The 19,836-nt window shown below is 62.5% G+C and carries 14 protein-coding genes; 2 read left to right on the top strand and 12 right to left on the bottom strand.

Features of this window, described 5'->3' with window-relative positions; all coding sequences use genetic code 11:
* Positions 1 to 237 precede the first annotated feature (237 nt).
* Together VGV60_09305 and VGV60_09300 are read left to right on the top strand one after the other, a co-directional pair.
* Complete coding sequence (locus VGV60_09305) at positions 238 to 1,899, top strand: oligosaccharide flippase family protein (protein ID HEV8701453.1); 1,662 nt, start codon at positions 238 to 240, stop codon at positions 1,897 to 1,899.
* A gap of 830 nt (positions 1,900 to 2,729) precedes the next feature.
* On the top strand, positions 2,730 to 4,034 hold the full coding sequence (locus VGV60_09300; protein HEV8701452.1) for a glycosyltransferase: 1,305 nt from the start codon (positions 2,730 to 2,732) through the stop codon (positions 4,032 to 4,034).
* A gap of 55 nt (positions 4,035 to 4,089) precedes the next feature.
* Here the strand turns inward: VGV60_09300 and VGV60_09295 are convergent, their stop codons facing one another.
* Genes VGV60_09295 through VGV60_09240 form a run of 12 tightly spaced genes read right to left on the bottom strand, consistent with a single transcriptional unit; the run spans position 4,090 to position 19,808 of the window.
* On the bottom strand, positions 4,090 to 5,436 hold the full coding sequence (locus VGV60_09295) for an O-antigen ligase family protein (protein ID HEV8701451.1): 1,347 nt from the start codon (positions 5,434 to 5,436) through the stop codon (positions 4,090 to 4,092).
* A gap of 17 nt (positions 5,437 to 5,453) precedes the next feature.
* On the bottom strand, positions 5,454 to 6,632 hold the full coding sequence (locus tag VGV60_09290; protein HEV8701450.1) for a glycosyltransferase: 1,179 nt from the start codon (positions 6,630 to 6,632) through the stop codon (positions 5,454 to 5,456).
* A 38-nt stretch (positions 6,633 to 6,670) separates the two neighbouring features.
* On the bottom strand, positions 6,671 to 7,873 hold the full coding sequence (locus tag VGV60_09285; protein ID HEV8701449.1) for a glycosyltransferase: 1,203 nt from the start codon (positions 7,871 to 7,873) through the stop codon (positions 6,671 to 6,673).
* A 6-nt stretch (positions 7,874 to 7,879) separates the two neighbouring features.
* Complete coding sequence (locus tag VGV60_09280; GenBank protein ID HEV8701448.1) at positions 7,880 to 8,554, bottom strand: class I SAM-dependent methyltransferase; 675 nt, start codon at positions 8,552 to 8,554, stop codon at positions 7,880 to 7,882.
* 2 nt (positions 8,555 to 8,556) lie between these two features.
* Positions 8,557 to 9,978: a sugar transferase gene (locus VGV60_09275; GenBank protein HEV8701447.1), complete on the bottom strand. Its 1,422-nt coding sequence runs from the start codon at positions 9,976 to 9,978 to the stop codon at positions 8,557 to 8,559.
* Positions 9,972 to 11,105, bottom strand: a complete 1,134-nt coding sequence (locus VGV60_09270; GenBank protein HEV8701446.1) for a glycosyltransferase family 4 protein — start codon at positions 11,103 to 11,105, stop codon at positions 9,972 to 9,974. The genes VGV60_09275 and VGV60_09270 overlap by 7 nt, the downstream gene beginning before the upstream one ends.
* Positions 11,102 to 12,100 carry a radical SAM protein gene (locus VGV60_09265; protein HEV8701445.1) on the bottom strand — a complete coding sequence of 333 codons (999 nt, stop codon included), beginning with the start codon at positions 12,098 to 12,100 and terminating at the stop codon, positions 11,102 to 11,104. Before VGV60_09265 ends, VGV60_09270 begins: the two co-directional genes overlap by 4 nt.
* Complete coding sequence (locus tag VGV60_09260; protein HEV8701444.1) at positions 12,090 to 13,364, bottom strand: glycosyltransferase family 4 protein; 1,275 nt, start codon at positions 13,362 to 13,364, stop codon at positions 12,090 to 12,092. Before VGV60_09260 ends, VGV60_09265 begins: the two co-directional genes overlap by 11 nt.
* Positions 13,365 to 13,392: 28 nt before the next feature.
* Positions 13,393 to 15,504 carry an O-antigen ligase family protein gene (locus VGV60_09255; protein HEV8701443.1) on the bottom strand — a complete coding sequence of 704 codons (2,112 nt, stop codon included), beginning with the start codon at positions 15,502 to 15,504 and terminating at the stop codon, positions 13,393 to 13,395.
* 24 nt (positions 15,505 to 15,528) lie between these two features.
* The gene (locus tag VGV60_09250) at positions 15,529 to 17,727 is read right to left on the bottom strand and encodes a polysaccharide biosynthesis tyrosine autokinase (protein HEV8701442.1); all 2,199 of its coding nucleotides are present in this window, start codon (positions 17,725 to 17,727) and stop codon (positions 15,529 to 15,531) included.
* A 9-nt stretch (positions 17,728 to 17,736) separates the two neighbouring features.
* A complete protein-coding gene (locus VGV60_09245) occupies positions 17,737 to 18,612 on the bottom strand; it encodes a polysaccharide biosynthesis/export family protein (GenBank protein HEV8701441.1) in 876 nt (291 codons plus the stop codon).
* Positions 18,613 to 18,620: 8 nt separating this feature from the next.
* Positions 18,621 to 19,808 carry an outer membrane beta-barrel protein gene (locus VGV60_09240; GenBank protein ID HEV8701440.1) on the bottom strand — a complete coding sequence of 396 codons (1,188 nt, stop codon included), beginning with the start codon at positions 19,806 to 19,808 and terminating at the stop codon, positions 18,621 to 18,623.
* Positions 19,809 to 19,836: the final 28 nt, after the last annotated feature.

The following is a 19,836-nucleotide window of genomic DNA, read 5'->3' as shown; positions in this document are numbered from 1 at the left end:
GCCGGCGGCATCCTGGGCCCGGGCCGCACCGACTTCTGCGATTGTGATTATTGCCAGGACGATGATTCCCTTCACGATCGACTCGCGTTGTCTCATCAGGCACCTCCTGGTTGCATTTGCGAGAGATCGATTCTAGTCGGTAGGAGAGGAATCGACCAGGAGAAAAATGGACGTGGTTCTTTTTCCAGCCCCTTTTTCCCCGGCCGATCAGTAGACTCCATCGAACACCGATGCAGCGTGCTTACCAAGGCCGCTGAAGCGATTGCCAGTTGCACGACCCAGGCAATCGGCGGCGGCAACACGATGCTCCACTTCGTGACCATTGTCCGCAGGGTCTGGCCCGAGACGCGTCCCAGGAATCGTTGTATCGCCCCGGCGCTCCGGATAGAATCCGCGCCGATGATCTCCCGAGACCTAGTGACGCGCCCGATGGTCCTGAGCCAGGCGGATAAGACGCTGTTGGTAGTTTTCGGGACCGCCATCAAATCCGCCGTCGATCTCGTGGTGGGCGTCACTCTCGCCCGCACGATAAGCCAAGAGGATTTCGGATCCTACCGCCAGTTCCTACTGATATTCGGGACGCTCGTAGGTTTGACGAGTCTTGGCCTCCCCCAAAGTCTCCTCTACTTCGTTCCCAAGCGCATCGAGATCGACGCACCTCAATACATCAGGCGAACATTCTCCCTTATCCTCGGCACCACCACAGCTGCCGTCCTAGCCGTCGCGCTATTGGGCGGCTGGATCTCAGATGCCTTCAACAATTCCGATCTACGGTCTCTGCTCTGGATCGGGTGCCTTTACCCGTTAGCCCAAGCGGCGACACAATGTCTGCCTTTCCTCTTGATCGCCCTGAACCGGCATGCTCAGGCCGCGTTGGTCAGCGTACTGCTGGGGCTCATCAACGGAATCGTTATCGTGGTACCGGCGCTGTGCGGGGCCAGTTTGCGCACTATCGTTTGGATCGTGAGCGCATTGTCGGGCCTGATGCTTGGGGCTACTCTCGTCATCGCGCGGCGTTGCAGTGGCGGCTTGAATCTCAGTAGCCCTACGGGTGTGACGCGTGACCTGCTCGGATACTCGCTCCCCCTTGGAGCCAACTCAATGTTGGGGACCGTCTACCAGAAACTCGACAGATTCCTCATCTCGCTTTACTACAACCCCGCCCTTCTCGCGGTGTACTCCGTTGGCGCGCTCGAGCTGCCGGTCGTACCGGTTCTTCCGTATACGGTTGGGCGTGTTCTTATACCCAGGTTCGCCGAACTACACCGTTCCGGAAGAAAGGCAGAGATCCTCCCCTTGTGGCACCGATCGATCATCAAGGTGGGGTTGCTCTTGCTACCCATCTTCTTTATTTGTTTTGCCATCGCTCCCGACATGGTGTCCTGGCTCTACGGTCCAGACTACGGCCAAGCGGCGGGGATTTTTCGGATTTACCTGCTTCTTTTGCCGTTGCGACTCACATCCTATGGTGCGATTCTTCAGGGCACGGGTGATTCCCGCGGAGTACTCTACGGAACGATTCTCACGGTGATTCTGGCGGGCATAATCGGAGTCTTGCTCATCTATCCTATGGGGTGGTATGGGCCGGCGGTCGGCGCTGTGGTGACGCAGGTCGTGCTCATCATCTATTTGTTGCAAAGGATACGCTTGCGCCTCGAATGTTCCTGGAGAGACCTCTGGCCCTGGATAAAGACTCTCAAATTGTTCGGTGCCGCAGGGTTTGCCGCTCTCCCGGCGTTGGCAGCGGCTCATCTCACTTCTGTCCACGAATGGTCGATTGTCGCTGGAATCGCAGGTTTCATGCTTGCGTTCATCGGTCTGGCGATGGCCTTCAAACTGGCCGATGACGAGGACTGGGCCCTTGCCCGGCGCTGGCTTACCTTGAGGGTGTTCTCATGACCACGCCCCCCGGGGTTGGTGGAGCGCGAGAATACGACTCCACGATCTTCGAACACAGTGCGCGTTGGGATCTCTCAATCGATCCCAAGCAAGAAGAAAGAGCTTCGCTTTCGCTGTCGTTGGTTCCTGCAACCGGTTCAACCGTCCTCGACGCCGGATGCGGTAATGGCGTACTTACACGGCGCATTGCTTCACAACGATGGGTCGTGGGGTGTGACACGAGCAGGAAGGGTCTGCGTGACCTCGGGCTGCCCGGTGTCTGCGGCTCCCTGACTCACCTTCCCTTCAAGGAAAGGTCATTTGATCTGGTCACCGCGTTCGAGGTCCTTGAGCACCTTCCGCTGGAACTGGGACAAAAGGCCTGCGCAGAAATCGCCCGGGTCTCCCGCCAGCACATCCTCATTTCTGTGCCTAACGGTGAGGATTTACAGGCCCGACTCACGCGCTGCCCTGCGTGTCACTCTCCTTTTCACGTTTACAACCACCTCAGGGCTTTTGATTCCGGTGACATGGCCCAATTGGTCCCCGGAGCACGTCTCAAGCACATAGCCCAGACATCGCACACCCATTCAGTTGCGGAACGTCTGCCCGTCTGGCTTCGCACCATGGGCCTGGACTGCTACACGTGGGCACCGAATGCCACCTGCCCTCGGTGTCGCAGGACCAATTTTTCTCCCACCAGAGCGCAGGTCTGGATGCTGCGCACCATCAAGCTCCTCGCCCGAACGACGCCGCGATGGCGTGTTGCCGCTGGATGGATCGTGGCACTCTACGAGCGGGCAACCTAGGAGCATCGTGCGGTGATTCCCTCTGGGTCCAAGAATGTACTGATGCTGGCTCCCTATTTTCCCCCATCCGGGAGAGTCGGGGCGAAGCGTGCGCTGCGCCTTGCGCGTCGCCTTGCAGCAATTGGTTGGAGAATGACCATCCTCACTTTGGATCTGCAATCCTCGGCACGGCTGAGCGAATTCACCGATGAAACCCTGTTGGAAGGGACAGAGGCATTGAACATCGTGCGTGTCAAAGCCTGGCTGCCGGGAGTACCACCAATAGGATTGCACGGCCCAACTTCACGTACCGAAGAGGGCGCAATCGTCGCGGCACGGATCCGTCACCTGCGGGGCAGAGTCATCAGGGAAATGTGCCTCCCCGATCCCTTGATCGGCTGGGCTCCCTTCGTTCTGCCCGCGGCTCTCAAACTCGTTCAGCAACAGCGGCCCCACGCTATCTTTGCCATGGCGAGGCCGTTTTCGTCATTGGTGATTGGCTGGCTTCTCTCCCTCCGGAGTGGCTGCAGTCTCATCCTTGACTATCGTGACCCTTGGACGAGCCAGACCGATCCTCGGTCTCGCCCGCCACTGTTCCGGCGACCTCTTGAGCGCTTCCTCGAGAGAGCCATCGCCCGCAGAGCCACGCACGTCTTTTTCGCCAGCCCGACACGGGCCCAGCATTACCAAGACTCGATTTGTCCTTCATCGCCGTCGAAAGTCTCCTGGCTTCCGAATGCAATCGATGAGCCTCATGCCCACCTGACATCCCAGTCGGCTTCCGGTGAGACTCCCTTCATTCTCCACGCGGGCAATCTTTATGGTGGCAGAACGCTCATTCCCGTGCTCAACGCACTCCAGGCCCTCGAACGAGAAGCTCTTCTCGAACCACGACATCTCATTGTGGAGGTCCGAGGGACTTTGGATCGCACCACGCAGGCATTTCTTGAGGTATCGCCCCAGGCAAGGTCCTATCTGCGTGTCGAGGCGCCTCTTTCCTATACCCGGATCCGACCTAGGATGCAGATGGCTCGCGCACTTCTGATAGTCGTGGCGCCAGAGCACTCCGCCGACATCCCAGCGAAGATCTACGATTATCTTGCGACCGAGCGCCCCATACTCTGCCTGGCTCCAGACAATTCTGAAGCGGGTCGGCTCATCCGGCACCTCGGAGCCGGAATCGTCGTCGACCCGTCCGATGCGCGGGCATTACGTGAGGCCATATTGACCATCATGGGGAACACGCGGGGGGGCATCCTTCGCGAGGACCGATTGTCAGACTTTACGGTCGCCTCCCTCGCAAATCGAGTCGAGCTTGTCCTTGAAGGCCTGCAGATGGCCCAGCGCGCAGACCATGTACCGGACTGAGAACGCAGCCGCGCGGCGCAGACGTGATGGTCAGCTTAGACACGGGATTCAGGACTCAGACGACCTTCTGGTGCCGCATCAGCCCTGCACCAAGGCCTGTCGCGGCCAAAAGATACGGAGCCGCATACGCCAGGCCCTGACCTCCTAGCCCAAAGACGAATGTCCCTGTTGTCGCACTGACGAGAAACGCGCCGAACAGTCGATTCCTTTCGTCACCTGATCTAAAAAGGTGCCACCCGATGCTCGCGCAACGAGCGAGAACTCCGAAGTACAGAGCCAGCCCGACGAGGCCCCCCTCCACCATGAAGCGGATCACATCATTGTGCGGCACGAGGCCCAAGGGCACGCCATGACGCTCCACAACAGTTCCGAGGAACTCGCGCGACATGACCTGGAACGAACCCACCCCGTGACCCATCAGTGGAGCATCCTTAAACAGGTCCCAGCCGATCCGAGCCAATACAAAGCGCTGGTAATAAGAGCTGTCAGGCTGAAATCGATTCATTACGATCGGGACGAGATAGCTGGAGAGAAGGCCCAGAAAGAGAGACCAAAGCAGGAGCGAGCTCGCGAGCTTCTTGCCCAGCATCAGCCAGCAGGTTATCAAGCAAGCCAGCAATACGATCCATCCCGTGCGTGAGAATGTAAACAGCAGGAGGGCGAACAGCGGCCCAAGGGTTGCCATGGACAGCGCGGTTCTACCTGCCACCCTCGATCGAGACGTCATCAGTAGCGAAGCCATGATGCACAGGACGAGAAACATGGCGAAAGCGTTGGGGTATCCGTGACCACCGGGGATTCTGGGCATGCCGTTGAACTGATACGTCAGGTTCCATGTCGCCACTTGCCAGAGTCCCATCAAGCCGGACGTTCCAGCACACACCGCCAGCGCCACGATTCCCTTCGTCACCAGCCGAGCGGGGTCCCTGTCAGCGGAGATGAGCAGTGCCAGGTACAGCGGAACGGCGTAGGCAATCCAGTTCCGAACGCTGAGCTGAGGCTCGGGTGAGGAGGCGATGGTCAGCAAAAGATATCCGGTGAACGCGATGATCGGACCCAGACGCCTCCACTCCACCTCGGATCTCCGCCAAAAGAGAGCGAGACTTCCCGCGCCAAGCAGGAGAAGGTTGCAGGCTCCCATCACGTTCAGCAACAAGTCGCTGCCCTCACCATAAACTGACAGTTGCGTTCCGAAGGTCTGAAGAACGGGTAAACACGCAAGGAACCCCAGCGCGAGAACTCTCGGAGACTCGATGAAAGCGAGCGACAGAAGGCCCAGCAACACCAGGCCAGTGGTGACGATTGGCGAGCGAAGATGGGCGTATGCGGCCAGGAGAATTAGGCCGAGCTGAGCCGAAAGCGACAGCACCTGCCGTCGTCTGGACGGATGCAGGAGAACCATTCTCGAGATTGTTGTGTTCATCGCTCGGCGAATGCGCGGACCGGGCCACGACTCCTGATGACCCCGGCCCGAGCCACAGAGACAAATACGCGTTCGTATGCGCCAGGCTCGGTGCCCATACTGTGATTCGTGAGGTAGGGCCCGTTTACCCCATCTTCCCCGAACGCGGGTCCTACCTGCAATACTCGGAGCATGGCGCTGGCAAGCGCTTCATGGTTATCGCGCTGTACGACCTCTCCGAGCTTGGTCGCCTCGATCATTCTCACCACAGGCTCCGCCCAATCGAAACTGATCACCCGCAGACCGCAGGCCAGTGCCTCGGCCACCACGTTTGGGAACCCCTCGGCACGACTAGTGACCACAAGACTGGCGGCGCGCTGCATGCAGGGCATCGGATCGAGAATCTCGCCTGGCAGTCGGCACTGATCAGACAACCCCAGTCTATGAACCAGGGACTCTAGACGGGGGCGGTCGGGACCTTCCCCGATGATCAGAAGACGGGCGGCAGTCTCGTTCCGCACAAGCTGGAATGCCTCAAGGAGCTTGTCAAACTGCTTGACCTCGATCAGCCGTCCTATGGCCAGAAACAGTGGGACAGCGCCCGACAGCCAATCGCCTAGAGCATCTGCGCCGTCGCTCGGGTGAGAAGGACGACCGACACTGGGGACGACGTTTCCCAGGACGTCACAACGGTTCTTGGGCACCCCGAAATCCTCGGCAATCACACGCAGTGCCTCATCCGTGACGCAGAGAATTCGGTCGGCTCGCGGATAAAGAAGCCGGACCAGCAGTCTCTTGACCCGTCTCCAGCGCACGCCCTTTCCCAGTCCCCAACGGTAGTTGCAGCGAACTCCGATCAACAGCGGGGTTGGGAGGATGCCCAGCAGCCGGGCGAACAAAGCAACGATATTTGCGCTGTCCAGGACTGCATAAACGACTTCGACGCGCTCGCGGCGAACGAGACGTGCCAGTCTCAGGACAGTCCTGATCCTTTTCAGGCCGGAATGCGGACCAAGGATGTGGACGGGGACATCCTCGGGCACGAGCCTTAGGCAGGCCCCACTGCTCTTGAACACAGCAACCGACATCCGAATCAGCTTCCTGTCGATCGCATTCAGAAGGCGGCAGGTTGCCTTCTCGCTTCCGCCCATCTCCAGGCCGGGCAGGACAACCAGCACGTGGAGCGGCGAGGTCACCGCTCGCTCGGTCTGATCTTCCGTCTGGCTCTCTTGTGTCACTTGGGCCCCCGCATTTGTTTGTCCATCGAGGGAACGCTGGTGGCCTTGGTGGCAACTGCATATCGAAGAGCACTCTCCAAGCCGTCCACCATTCTGTGCAATGAGAAGTCGCGATGAACCATCGCCCGGATCTGTTGAGAAGAAGCAAAGCGGACTCTGCCGCTGAGAATGTCTCCCAGAGTGCGCGCCAAATCGGCAGTATCCCCTAACGCCGCCAACGATCCATTGACACCCTCCACGATGGCTTCGTGCTCGGGGCTTCGTCCACACGCTGCTACGACCGGCAAGCCAAGCGCCAACGTGGTGATGATCCCCAGAGTCGCTCCGTGCGGGAACACTGCCACATCCGAAATCAAGGCATACTTCGCGAGCCCCGAGATCTGTCGGCCGAGGAATCGGACCCCTTCGAGCGCGCGGTCCCCAACCACCTTCTCGAGGCGTGTTCTATCGTCGCCATCGCCGATGACGATCATTCCAAGCGCCCCCGAAACAGTGGAGAGCTCCTCATAGGCGTCCATCAATGAATCGAGAGGCTTGCCCTTCTGCAGCGAGCCTATGTGCAGGAGGACCCTGCGCCCCTCCAGATTCAATCCTTGCTTGAGGGCGGTCAGTTCTTCTTTTCGGCCTTCCCACGCATCATGCTCCACTTCCAGGGGCCGTAAATCCACCGTGTTGGGGGCCACAAAGACTGCGCCAGGCTCGAGTCCAATTCTCTCGAAATACAGGACCGTAGATCGCCCGTATGTGACCACTGCGTCCGCTCTGCGCAATAGGCATCGGGCGAGGGGGTCGATGATTCTTCTGCCTAGGCGCTTCGGTTCAGACGGGGGGCGTCCCGAGTCCCAGAACACAAGAGGCGTCCCTGAGAGGCGGCACCATGCAACCAGACCAACATTGTCCAGGATGTTGGTCGTGCCCTCCGCGAGGACGACATCAAAAGCGCCACCTGCCAGGCGTCGCAGTAGCCCGGGGTGAACTGCGAGGAGGTAGTGTCGCTCATCGAGGCCAAATCTGGCTGAAAGCGTGAACAGGCGCACGGAACTCACGCCTGTATCCACGGACGCCTGCTGCCACTGTCCTCCATTGGCCCCGCGGCCGTAAAACAGCGTGAGATCGATGCCTGGCCGTGATGCAAGCGCCCGGAAAACGGGGATGCGGTAGGGAGCACAGAAACGCTGGACGACAGCAACCTTTAACACGGCATCCTATGTCCCGGCCTTCCGGGCAAGATACCAGAAATTGCCGCAGAACCAACGGGCAATTGAGAATGGCAGGACCTGGAAGAAATTGAGGACGGGCCAGATCCGGAGCCTTCTGATGAGCGGTGGATCGAGGACGATCCTGATGCGCCGCAGGCCGCATGCCGACGTCAGTTGATCGAGACAGGGCACGCTGAATGAGTAAAAATGCGTCGGGTGGCCTCGGAAGTAATCATCCCTGAGCGCCAGCCTCACGAGACTGCGCTCGAAGGGAAGCGCGATCGCCAGCACACCACCTGGCATGAGCACACGTGCCGCTTCCCGCAGCAGGCGAATTGGTGCATCGACGTGCTCTAACGTGTGTGAGATCAACACGCCCTCGAAGGAACCGTTCGCGAATGGCAGTCGATCGTTCAGGTCACACCGAATGACCGAGAGCCCGATGGATTGAGACTCCCGGAGATTGGGGACTGAGTAGTCAATACCCACGGAACCGGGCGCTAGGCGCTTCAGGTAGACACCGGTGCCGCATCCCAGATCCAGCGTGCGCCTGCCGAGGAAATACGGTTCCACGAGCCGGAAGGACGCCGCGTAGACCTCGGGAGCACGCAGGTGTTCATAGTCCCTGGCGGATTGTCGATCGACCTCCGTCACCTCGAGTGCAGACGGCAGAAGTGTCATGGTTAGCGCGCCCCGCGCGCTAGGAGAACGGCGGAGACGGTGCGTGCCAGGATTTTCAAGTCGAGAGAAAGCGACCAGTTGTCGATGTATGCCATGTCCAGCTTCATCCACTCCTCGAAATCGATCTGATTGCGGCCGTTCACCTGCCAGAGGCAGGTCAGGCCCGGCTTCATGCTAAGGCGGCGGCGCTGCCAGCGTCGGTAGGCGACCACTTCCTCCGGGAGGGGCGGGCGCGGGCCGACGATGCTCATATCGCCCTTCAGGACACTCCAAAGTTGCGGCAACTCGTCCAGGCTGAACCAGCGCAAGAATCTGCCGACCGAGGTAACCCGCGGGTCGTGCTTCATTTTGAAGACCGGCCCGGTCATCTCATTGAAGGCCGCCAGGGTCTGACGGCCGGCCTCGGCGTCGCGGCACATGGAGCGGAACTTCAGGAGGACGAAGGTACGGCCGTTCAGCCCGGCTCGCACTTGGCGGTAGAGCACGGGGCCCGGGCTGGTCAACTTGATCGCTAGGGCGATCAATAGGAAAACGGGGCTCAGCACGAGAAGTCCGGCGAGCGACAGGGCGACATCGATGCTTCGCTTGATCACGACTGCTCCGGCGGTGTGGGGGGTCGAACTGAAGGTCAAGATCGGAATCCCCTCGACGTCGCTGGCGTACGTCCGCGACAGAAGCGTGCTCACGAAGTCGACTTTCAGGTGGACCCGCACGCCAACCTCCTCGCAGGCCCAGATGTGGCGCTCCAGCCCGGGCAGATCTTCCGCCCTGACGGCGAAAAACACCTCGTCCACGACGTGCCGATCGAGGATGCCGGGGAGGTCCTCAACGGTGCCGAGGACTGGCCCCGGTATACCGCGGGCTTCGGGCTCACCTTCGAGCGTCACGTGTCCCGTAACCCGCATCCCCAGGTAGGCGTGCCGTTCTAGGAGACGACCGAGATGCGCCGCGTCCTCGCCCACTCCCACCAGCAGGATGTTGCGATAATTGAGGCCACGAAGGCGGACCTGGTTCTGCACCGCCTTGATGCAAAGTTTTTCCAGCAGGATGAGGACGAAATAGATGCCGAGGAAACCGACGAAAATCGAGCGACTGTAGGTCTTGTCCTGTACCAGGAAGATCAGGCTGCCCAGGATCGGCCCAGCGATCAGAAACGGCCGTGAGATCAGGAGGACGATGCCGGAGAATGACATAGTACGGATCGAGTCGTAGACGCGAAGGCTCCGGAACAGCAGGTGGAACAGCAGAAGCGACACGAGCAGCATCCAGAGGTAGGGGGTGATCGGGACGTACTCGAGATAGGGGAAGTGTCGCGGCAGAAGGGAGGTCCGGATTAGGTACGCCCCGAGGTACGAGACCACCAGGAGCAGAAGGTCGAGGCCGGCTACCACGATGGAGACCTGCCTCGCGCGTTCCTTCAGCATGGCCGACGTCGGCCAAGGACTATGGTTCGGTACACTTGTTCGGTGGCGGCCGCGATCCGGCCCCACTCGAAGCGTTCCGCCACGAACCGCCGGCGGGCGGCGGGGGCGTCCGGATCGCCGTCCAGGGAGAGGGACCTGGCCAATGCGCCACGGAGATCGACACGATCGCCAGTACGGAAGGTCAGGCCCAGGAAACCGTTTCCTTCCTCGGCCTCTAGGATCTCTCGGTGCTCCTCGATGTCACTGACGACGACGGGCAAGCCATGCGCCAGCGCCTCAAGGACCACGATCGGGTGCCCTTCCAGCTCGGAAGGGTTCACCAGGGCGGCGGCGCCGGCCAGGAGTGCCTCCTTGCGTTCGCCGTACACGCCCCCTGTGAACGCAATGCGGGAGTCTCCGGAAGCCTGTCGGCGCAGCGACCCTACGTGACCGTTGCTGAACTGCCCATCTCCGGCGATTAGGAGCCGCGCCTCCGTATCCCAAGCCCGAAACGCAGCGATCAGATCGTGCACTCGTTTCTCGGGGACCAGACGGCCCAGGAACAGTAGATATGGTGGCTGCCCTGGCGCGGCCTCAGCTGAGGCTACTTGCCTGCCGTTGCCGTGGAAAGAGACCCCATTTGGAAGATAGAGAGGCTCCCTGCGGTAGGCCTCTTTGAGATGACGCTGCGCTGCGCGTGAAACGGCGATGGTCGCATGGGGGAACAGCGTTGCCGAGCGCGCGCCAGCGCGCAGCGCCAGTCGCGCCAGAAGGCCCCATTTGCGGCGCTTCCAGTCGAGGGCGTGCACGGTTACCACCAGCCTCTTGCCCGCCAAGCGCGGGATCAAGCCGAACAGCGCCGGGCCGATCGAGTGGATGTGCACAACGTCGTAGTCCCCTACGGCGGCCGCCAACGCTCCCAGGAAGGTGTGGCTCGCTGCCTCTAGGTGCTTGGTCGGGATGGCGGGCAGGCGGCGTAGCCGCACGCCACGGTGAGTTGGCAATCGCTCTGCGCAATAGGCGGGCCGGCAGAATACCGTGACGTCATGGCCGCGGTCCGCCAGGCGCGCACTTAGCTCCTCCACGGCCCTCTCGACGCCGCCGTGGGTGGCCGGAAGGCCCCGCGAGCCCAGCATGGCGATCTTCATTGGTAGATCTCCCTTCCCGTGTGCGCACGCATCTTGCCGGCGGCAACCCAGCGCATGACCGCGAGAGGATGCGCCTTGATCGACTCGCGCGCCGTGCATACCATCCAACAGTTGACGCTGCACGTCGGGGCGAAGCGCCGGACCTCCTCGGTATTCTCCGAGCTCCATATATCCTCGAACGACTGCGTCCTGAGATCGCCCAGGCGCGTCTCCAGCATGTTGCAGGGGTGCAAGTGCCCGGAGGAGGAGAGAAAGGCCGACTTGCCCGCGGCGGTGCAGGGGATACGGCGCGGAAGGTCCCGCGCTTTGTCGAGAAGGCCCTGGTAGAAGAAGGCACGCACCCAGCGCTTGATCTTCCATCCTCGGAGGTCGTCCGCCCCAATGGCGTTGAGCTGGCCGCGCAGGACTTCGGCGTCAAGCGTATTGTTCTCGTTCGTCCGGAAGTAAATCCCCGAGTTGTGCGCCACCGCGCAGGAGAACTCGGCCCCGACTTCCTTCGCGAGACGGTGCACCTCGGCGAGCCCCGCCACATTGGCTTCCGTGGCGGTGAAGGCGAGACGAAGGCTACCCACACCCAAGCCCTTAAGGCGGCGGACCGTTTCCATGCATTTTCTGAAGCCATTCGGAATTCCTCGGATCCGGTCGTGCAGCCCGTCGCGCCCGTCGATCGAGATTCCCACGCCAACCTCCGGATCGACTTTCAGAATGTCGCGCATCTGTGATTCGATTCGCTCTGGGAGGAAACCGTTGCTCGAGATGATGATCCGCACCTTTGGGCAGCGTTTCTTGATGCGCGCCACAAGTTGTGAGAGGTCGGCGCGCAGAAATGGCTCGCCCCCAGAAATATTGATGTTGGTAAGCGTTGTGGGCAACTGCTCGACCGCCACATCGGGAACTCGGTGCTCGTCTTCGTTCTTCCAGATGTTGCACATCACGCAGCGCGCATTACAGGTGTCGATGACTTCAATGACTAGGTCTTTCAGCTCAGGCCGCATCAGTCACCCCCCTGGAGCGCGCCCGGTCATACAGTGCCATCAGGCGTTCATAGTGTGCCTGAGGTGAGAAGCGGGTTTCGACGAGCAGACGCCCTGCCGCGCCCATCGCAATCGCGGCCTTAGGATCACCAGCAAGATGAATGACGGCGCGCGCCAGATCATCAGGATCTCCTGCTTCGAACGTCAGTCCGTGTTGTCCGTTGCTTATCAGGTCCGGTAGAGATCCGTGACCAGTACCGACCACAGGTCTCCCCGCGGCAAATGCCTCCAGTACGGCGTAGGGCTGGTTCTCGTAACACACGGAAGGGACCACAGCCGCTATGGACCCCAGTAGCAATTGGTGGACTGTTTCTTCTCTGACCTGGCCCAAATACTGTATTCGCGGTTGACGCTCGCAAGCTTCAATGACGGCTTGTCGCATCGGGCCGTCCCCGGCTATCTTTAAGCTGACATCTCTCCACTTGGGGACTGATGCTAGAAGGGTGTGAATACCCTTGTCCTCTGTCAGTCGTCCAGCGTACAGGACGTAACCGAAATCACGCCGCGATTCGTCTGTCGAAGACGTAGGCAACGCTTCGTTTACATTTACAGATGGGGTTACCAAGAAGTTGTCCAGGTGAACCACTTTCCTGGGATAGAAATTGAATTCGCGCAGTTTGTCCGCCAAAAAGCGACTGGGGGTGAGGAACAGATCGACCGAGTCGAACAGCCGCATGGCGCGGTGCACGGCGCTTTCGAGGGCTGCGACGGCGCTGGCGGGGAGCGACCCGCGCTTGCAGCGGTTCACTACCATGCGGTGGAAGCGAACCGGTCGGCACTCATCGCACACACGACCGCGGGTGAACAGATTGCCGTTAGGGCAAATCACAGAGAAGTCGTGAAGCGTCCACACCACTGGGATGGCACGCGTGGATGCGGCCACAATCACCGATGGGCTGAGGTGATGGTGGATGTTCTGCAGGTGGACGATGTCCGGCCGTTGCGCGTCCAGGAGCTCACCCATGCTCGTGGCCGCCTCTCTCGAGTAGATCGTGCGGCGAAGCACTTTGATGCCAGCTGCGATGCTTCCGCGATCGAAAAGCTCGGGAAAGTCGATCGGCTTCAACAGGATAGGAGCGTTTAGGGCAGGATCGTTCTCCGGAGAATCCAGCCCGAAGCAGAGGACCTGATGACCGCGATCTTGCAAGAGTCGCGCCAAGGATATCGTGTAGGTTGTGTCTCCTCCCCTGCGGTAGAGATAGCGGTTGACGAGGAGAATCTTCATGTAGCCACCCCGGGCCCCCCGGAGCGTGTCATGGCACGGGCCTCTGAATCGTCTCGATCGAAGCCGCCTGCTGTCGCAACTCGCGGTTACCCCTGTTCATGGTGACGGCCCGCTCGATGACCGGACGTGCGTTCGCGCGCTGAGCCTGGTTCATCGCGGGCCAGGCGGCCAGGAGGATCGAGGCCACTCCGGCATGGGTCGTGGCGCCGACGGGATTCAGCTCCAACCCCCGCAGGAACTCGGGCATGGCCTGCTGCACGCAGTCGACCTCAGCTTGGCTCAGGAGCGCCTCGGCCGCGCAGCGACTGAGTTGCAGATGCCCGAGCGCCACATGTCCGCCCGACGACGTCGGCAGCTGCCGCAGTCCGAGCCTCTGCAGATCGATGGCATTCCGCAGCCGGGCCTCGATGTAGCGCGCTGCGACCTCCGAGGTCTTCTGGCCCTCTGACTTCGCCCTGATGAGAACTTGCAGGTCCTGCGTCGCGCCAGCACCGAGATTGGATGCTGCCCGGAACATCCGCTCGGCGTTGCCTCCGGAGGTGACTGCCTCGGCCCCTCCTGGCCTCTCGGAATGCGGGTCCGTGAACGAAGCGAGCGCCCCAGGTGATTCATCTTCGCGGCTGGTGTCCTGCAGAGTGACGTCGGGCCGCAAGGGTGAGAGCGCCAGGCAGGCCAGGCCGGAGATCACGGCCGCCGGCAGGAGGCTCTTCGCCAACCAGGGTCGGGGGGGCTCCCGGTCGAGCGCCAGGACGAGCGACGGCGGCCTGGTCCAGCAGATCACCATGCCGAGGAGCACCGACACGGTGAGCGCGTTGCCCGGGATGGCGAGATTGAAGTCGGTGATCGAGTGAAGCGCGATCGCGAGGACCGACCCGATGGCGGCGTAACCGAAGAGGCCAAAGTCTCGCAGGCCGGCGGGCCGGCGGAGCACGGCCAGCATGACGAGGAGCACCGCCACCGCCAGAACGACGCAGCCGACGGCACCCGTCTCGGCCGCGTACTCCAGAAAGTCATTGTGCGCGTGATCCAGGTAGATTCCTTCACCGGACCTTCGAAACGCCGGGAAAACGTCCGGGAAGACGCCCAAGCCGACTCCGGCGATCGGAAACGCCTGGACCATCGAAAGCGCCTGAGTCCAGATTCCCCAGCGCCCCACTCCATGGCTCAGATCCGCGCCGATGCCGACGAAGCGACCCACGATCGAACCGCCGGCGTCCCCCTGGCTGAACAGCAGGAGCGTGGCGCCGGCGACCGCGAAGGCCGCCACGATGAACCCCTTGCCGCGCCCGCGCCAGGCGAGAACGAGCCCCACGGAGAGCAGCGCCAGGAGCGTGCTGGCGATCCCCATCCGCGAGCCCGAGCAGACGAGAGCTGTGGCCATCGTGAGGGCCAGCACCAGCAGGGTGCCAATCTTGAAAAGCTGCTGGCCGGGAAGGGTCGCAAGGCGCTGTCCAAGACCCAGTCCGTTGGTCTTCAGCCGCGCAAACGCGGTAGCCGCCAGGGCAATCGCCAGAGGAATGGTCAGCTCCAGATACCCGGCGAAGTGGTTGCGGTTGATGAACGTGCCGGTCGCGACGTTGGTGTAATACTTCTTGGCGTAGCCGAAGATGTGCTGATGGTCGCTGAAATACTCCGCGAGACCATAGATCGCCTGGAAACCGCCGCTGGCGACGAGCACCGCGGCCAGGGTGCGGTGTGCCGGGCCCACCGCGGCCAGGTCGATGGTCACGAGCAGCACCAGCCAGAAGGCGGCGAGTTTGAGGATCGCCTGCCGTGTCGCCCAGGGGTACAGCGAGACCGGCCGCCGGCTGCTGTCACCCTCGGAAGACGCAGACGCCGGCTCGTAGCGCTGGCGAAACTCAACCGCGCGCGGTGAAATCGCTTTGAGGACTGGACGGGGAAGCGGGATGGTCTGAAGCACGCCCAGGAGGGCGATCAGGGCGCCGGCGGCGAGGACCGGGTCCTTCCAGGGGACCGGCGCGAGCCCGCGCCGGGTCCTCCACACGATCCAGAGAATCCCCAGCAGGCAGCAGGCCGCGACCAGCAGGGCCGTCGGGCCAGGTTGAACCGAGCCGAACGGCAGCGGCGCGAGGATCAGGACCGCGCATAGACCGTAGGTGAGGATCCGCTGGATCGACATGAGGGCCCCGGTGTTTCGTGATCCTCAGCCTTGAAGCGTCTGCTCCGGCGGCCTGCGCTGGACCTCAGGCCGAGGCGCCGGAAGCTTGTCGGTTTCTTCTCCGTAGTAACGCTTGTATCCGTATCCGTAGTACCCCTGCTGCGACAGATCGACCTGGTTGAGGACGCACCCGAGGACCTTGGCTTTGACCTGCGCGAGCTTGCGGGCCGCGTGGCCCAGGGCGTCCTTCCCCGTGACCCCCGCGTGCACGACGACCAGCACGGCTTCGATCCGGCCGGCCATGATGGCCGGATCGGCCACGGCCAGGATAGGGGGCGAGTCGTAGATGACATGGTCGTATCGGTGCGCCTCGAGCTCGGACTGCAACTGACCGAAGCGCTCGGTGTCGAGCAGATCCGCAGGGTTGGGCGGAATGGGGCCGCTCGGTATGATGTCGAGGCCGGGAACGCCCGTGTTGCACGGCTCCGGCCAGATCGTACCGGCCCCGCTCAGGTAGTTCGACAGCCCCCGGACGTTTTCCACCTCCAGCAGCTTGTGGAGCCTAGGGCGACGCAGGTCGCCGTCCACGAGAAGGACCCGCTTCCCCATCTGCGCCAGGGTGATCGCCAGGTTCAGGGAGACGGCCGTCTTCCCTTCCCCCGGCTGCGTGCTGGCGATCAGGATGGTGCGCGGCGCCCCGCCCGGCTGGGATACCAGGAGGGCGGTCCGGATTTCCCGGAACGCCTCCGCGATCTTCGATTTGGGATCGTCGCGCGAGATGAGCTCGACGTGCACACCCGGGGGCGGCTCTTTGCCGTTGGCCCTAATGATCCGCAGCCGCCCCCCCTCCGTCTGGAGGCTCGGGACCAGGCCGATGGTCGGCAGGCCCGTCGCCTCGTGCATCTCCTCCGCTGTCTTGACCGACTTGTCGAGATACTCGAAGAAGAACGCCAGGCCGACTCCGAGACCGAGGCCTGTGACGATGCTCAGGAAGATATTGAGCAGGATCCTGGGGGAGCTGGGCCGCGCCGGCAACTCGGCAGGGTCGACGATTCGCACGTTGCCGGAAACGAGATCATTGAGGCCAGCCGACGAGCTGGTTTCGCTCTGGCGACGCACCAGCGCTTCGAGGGTGCCGCGCTTGTTGGCCACCTGCGCCTTCAGGTTGTTGTACTGGATCTCCTTGAGCCCAAACTCCTGCGACTGGCGCTTGAGGTCTTCGATCGCCCGGGCCAGGTAGGTTTCCTTGTTGCGCGCCGCCATGTAGGCGCTTTCCGCCGCCCCCAGCACCTGGTCATAGATCGACCGGCGCTCGGCCTGCAAGCGCGCGTCGGTCTCCTCGCTCTGGCCACGCAGCCGGGTCATCTCAGGCCAGTCCGACTTGTATTTCTTCGACAACTCGGCATGCCGCCGGGTCAGCTCGGCGGATTTGGCGGTCAGGTCCTGGATCAGCTTGCTGTCCATGACTTCGGGAAGGTCAACCGGGCTGGCCTGCCGCAGGGCGGCGAAGCGCGCCTCCTTGTCGATCCGGTCCGCCTGGGCGCGTGCGAAGGTGTCGCTCATGTCGTTCAAGTTTTTCAGGATGATGTTCTGCTTCTCGTTCAGGACGAAGATCCCCATGTCTTTGGCGTACGCCTGCAGCTCCTTCTCCTTGGCGTCGATCTCGTCCTGCAGGTTGGCGATCTGATGCGTGAGCGAGGTAGTGGCGCGCTCGGACGTGTTGTACTCGGCCTTGGTGTTGAAGGCGATGTAGGTGTCCGCGACCCGATTCGCCGCCCGGGCGGCAAGCGCGCGATCGTGCGAGGAGAAGGACACGTCCACCAGTCGGCTGTTGCGCACCGGCGCCACTTTGAGGTTTGCGAGGAAGCGATCGATCCGCTTCCCTTCCACGAGGTCCTCTACCGGAGCACTATTGGCCTTGAAGTCGGGATGCTTGTCCAGCCCGAGGGAGGCGATGACCTCGCGGGCAACCCGGCGGCTCTGGATGAGCCCGTACTGCGTCTGATAGAAGTCGTTCCGCTGGTCGGGAGCGGTCGCCATCACGTCCTGGAACGGCAGGATGTTTGGCGCGGCCGGCTCGATCTGCAGGCGGGTCGTGGCCGTGTAGATCGGCCGCATCAGCAGCGACCCGAGCGTCACTGTGACCGTCAGGACGGTCAAGGACGTGTAGATCACCCAGCGTCGCTTCTGGAGGACGTTCCAGTAGTCGAGCAGGTGGCTGTCGCGCTCCTGTGCCTCTTTCATCCGTGTCCTCTAGAAGAACGTTTCCGGAACCACGACGACGTCCCCGTCCTCGAGGATCGGGTCCGGGTCCTTCCCCTGGCGAATCCGCTTCAGGTTGAACCGGGCGGTCGATTTCGTCTGGTCCTCGCCCCGCCTTAGAATCTGCACGGCCTTCAGGCTGGCCCGGTCGGTGGCGCCGCCCGCCTTGGCGATCGCCTGCAGGAGGGTGATCGGCCGGCTGGCCACCTCCTCCAGGCGCCCCGGCGTTCGCACCGCGCCGTCCACGAAGATGGAGACCGGCCGATCGATCGGAACGCTGATGACGTCTCCCGGGTTCACGGGGAGGTTGAGGGCCGGGTCGCGGTTCATCATCAGGTCGTTTAAGTTGATCGGAATCGTCTCGTTCGAGCCGGCGGAGCCGGCGCGAATCAGATACAGATGGGAGCCCATCTCCTTGCTCAGGCCGCCGGCCTCGGAAAGCACCTGAAGCAGCGTGCGCGGACCGAGCATCGGGTAGACGCCGGGCTTGCCGACCGCTCCGATGACCGACACCTTCTTGCCGCCAAACTCCTTGACGAAGACCGATACTTGCGGGTCCTGCACGTACTTCTCGCTCAGCGATCCGCGCAGCCGGTCCTCGAGCTGGACGGTGGTCAGACCGTTCACCGTCATCTCCCCGAGCAGCGGCAGAGAGATGGTCCCCTTCTCGGAGACCCGGACGGTCCGGTTCAGCTCGGGGATCTCGAACACGTTGATCTCCAGCAGGTCCTCGGCCCCGACCGGCCGATCCCCCATGGCGACGCCGGGCACGGCGACGCTGGCCACCGATACAGGGGCGTCGGCGTGAATGACGGCCGGCGCCCCGACAAGCACCCCGCACGCGAAGAGAAGTCTGAGTCGCCTCATGGCGTCACCTAGAAACTGTAAGTCGATCCGATGGTGAAGAAATTGCGCACCCGGTCGTAGAAGTCGTCCGTCGAGTCCCGATCGAGGCGCCAGGCGCTGGCCTCCATCGTCATCCTGGGGTTCGGCCGATAGCGCACCGTGGCGCGGTAGTCGCTGAAGCGGTCGTCCCGGATCCCCTGGAACGGATTCGGCCCGCTGCGCGTCACGTCCTTGGGGTAATGGTTCAACGAGCGGCCGTAGGAGATCTCGCCGCTCAGGCGACGCGAGAAGAATTGTTCGAAGGCGCCCGACCAGGAGGTTCCGACGTAGAAGAGATTGTCCGTCAGAGTCGAGAACTGGACGTCGCGGGCGAATGATCCCTTGAGGCGGGCGGCGCGGCCGAGGCGGGTCGCCAGGTTACCTTCACCGACCATGCCCCGGTAGTCGCTGCCGGGACGGTCGCGCGCCTCGAGGACCAGCGGCCCGGCACGCAGCTCGCCTTGCACGAATGCGGAGGGCTGAAGCCGGACTCCCGGCAGGATCGCCCGCTTGCGCGCGTCGCGGCCCATGCTTCGGTCCTCGAAGAGGATGCGTGACACGCGGCCCTCCAGGAGGAAGGTCGTCTTGGGCAGGAGCCGCACTTGGCTGGTGACGGACAGCGTCGCCTCGTCACGGTTCAGCCGGTCGACCGCCTGCTGCAGGGCCGCGTTCTCGGTCGCGTAGTCGATCCGCTCTCCGCGCGCGTAGCCTTCGAGTCCCAGCCGGCCGAGGCCAATCGACTTGAGTGCCGCCGTGACCGCGTTGGTCTCCCGGCGCAGCCGCTGATCGATCTCGGCGCTCGGCCTCTCGCGCTCGGATCGGAAATGGTCCTCGAGCGACAGCTGAAGCCGCTTGAGCAGCAGGATGCCTCGCGCCCGCGCGGTGCCGTTCCAGTGGTTGAGGGTGGTCTGGCTCTGAAACGCGACGTAGTCGAACTCCTGGAACAACCTCAGACCGCCCCGATCCCCGGCCAGGACCAGGGCGTCGAGCCCGCCCCCGGCGGTCGCGGTGGCATCCCCTTCACGCGCCTGCGCCTCGAAACGAACGTTGTCGTCGTAGCCGATGTCCTTGAAGAGGACGAAGGGGCGGATATGGAAGGGACCGGCCCGGACCATCTTCTCGGTCGAGAGATCGGGGTCGATCGGCGGCCCGTCCGAGGCCGGCTGCGCGGCGCGCACGGAGGCGGGCATCAGGAGGGCGACCAGT

The sequence above is a fragment of the Candidatus Polarisedimenticolia bacterium genome (genome assembly GCA_036001465.1).
Taxonomy (GTDB): domain Bacteria; phylum Acidobacteriota; class Polarisedimenticolia; order Gp22-AA2; family Gp22-AA2; genus Gp22-AA3.
The sequence above is the reverse complement of the archived record's forward strand: the minus strand, read 5'-3'. Positions and strand labels throughout refer to the sequence as shown.

What these genes read in the sequence shown, in the direction of transcription:
- VGV60_09270 (HEV8701446.1), bottom strand. Translation starts at nt 11,105, where the DNA reads ATGAAGATCGCCATGCTGGGCTCGCGGGGCCTTCCGGCCACCCACGGC.
- VGV60_09280 (HEV8701448.1), bottom strand. Translation starts at nt 8,554, where the DNA reads ATGACACTTCTGCCGTCTGCACTCGAGGTGACGGAGGTCGATCGACAA.
- VGV60_09275 (HEV8701447.1), bottom strand. Translation starts at nt 9,978, where the DNA reads ATGCTGAAGGAACGCGCGAGGCAGGTCTCCATCGTGGTAGCCGGCCTC.
- VGV60_09250 (HEV8701442.1), bottom strand. Translation starts at nt 17,727, where the DNA reads ATGAAAGAGGCACAGGAGCGCGACAGCCACCTGCTCGACTACTGGAAC.
- VGV60_09260 (HEV8701444.1), bottom strand. Translation starts at nt 13,364, where the DNA reads ATGAAGATTCTCCTCGTCAACCGCTATCTCTACCGCAGGGGAGGAGAC.
- VGV60_09255 (HEV8701443.1), bottom strand. Translation starts at nt 15,504, where the DNA reads ATGTCGATCCAGCGGATCCTCACCTACGGTCTATGCGCGGTCCTGATC.
- VGV60_09295 (HEV8701451.1), bottom strand. Translation starts at nt 5,436, where the DNA reads ATGGTTCTCCTGCATCCGTCCAGACGACGGCAGGTGCTGTCGCTTTCG.
- VGV60_09265 (HEV8701445.1), bottom strand. Translation starts at nt 12,100, where the DNA reads ATGCGGCCTGAGCTGAAAGACCTAGTCATTGAAGTCATCGACACCTGT.
- VGV60_09300 (HEV8701452.1), top strand. Translation starts at nt 2,730, where the DNA reads ATGCTGGCTCCCTATTTTCCCCCATCCGGGAGAGTCGGGGCGAAGCGT.
- VGV60_09245 (HEV8701441.1), bottom strand. Translation starts at nt 18,612, where the DNA reads ATGAGGCGACTCAGACTTCTCTTCGCGTGCGGGGTGCTTGTCGGGGCG.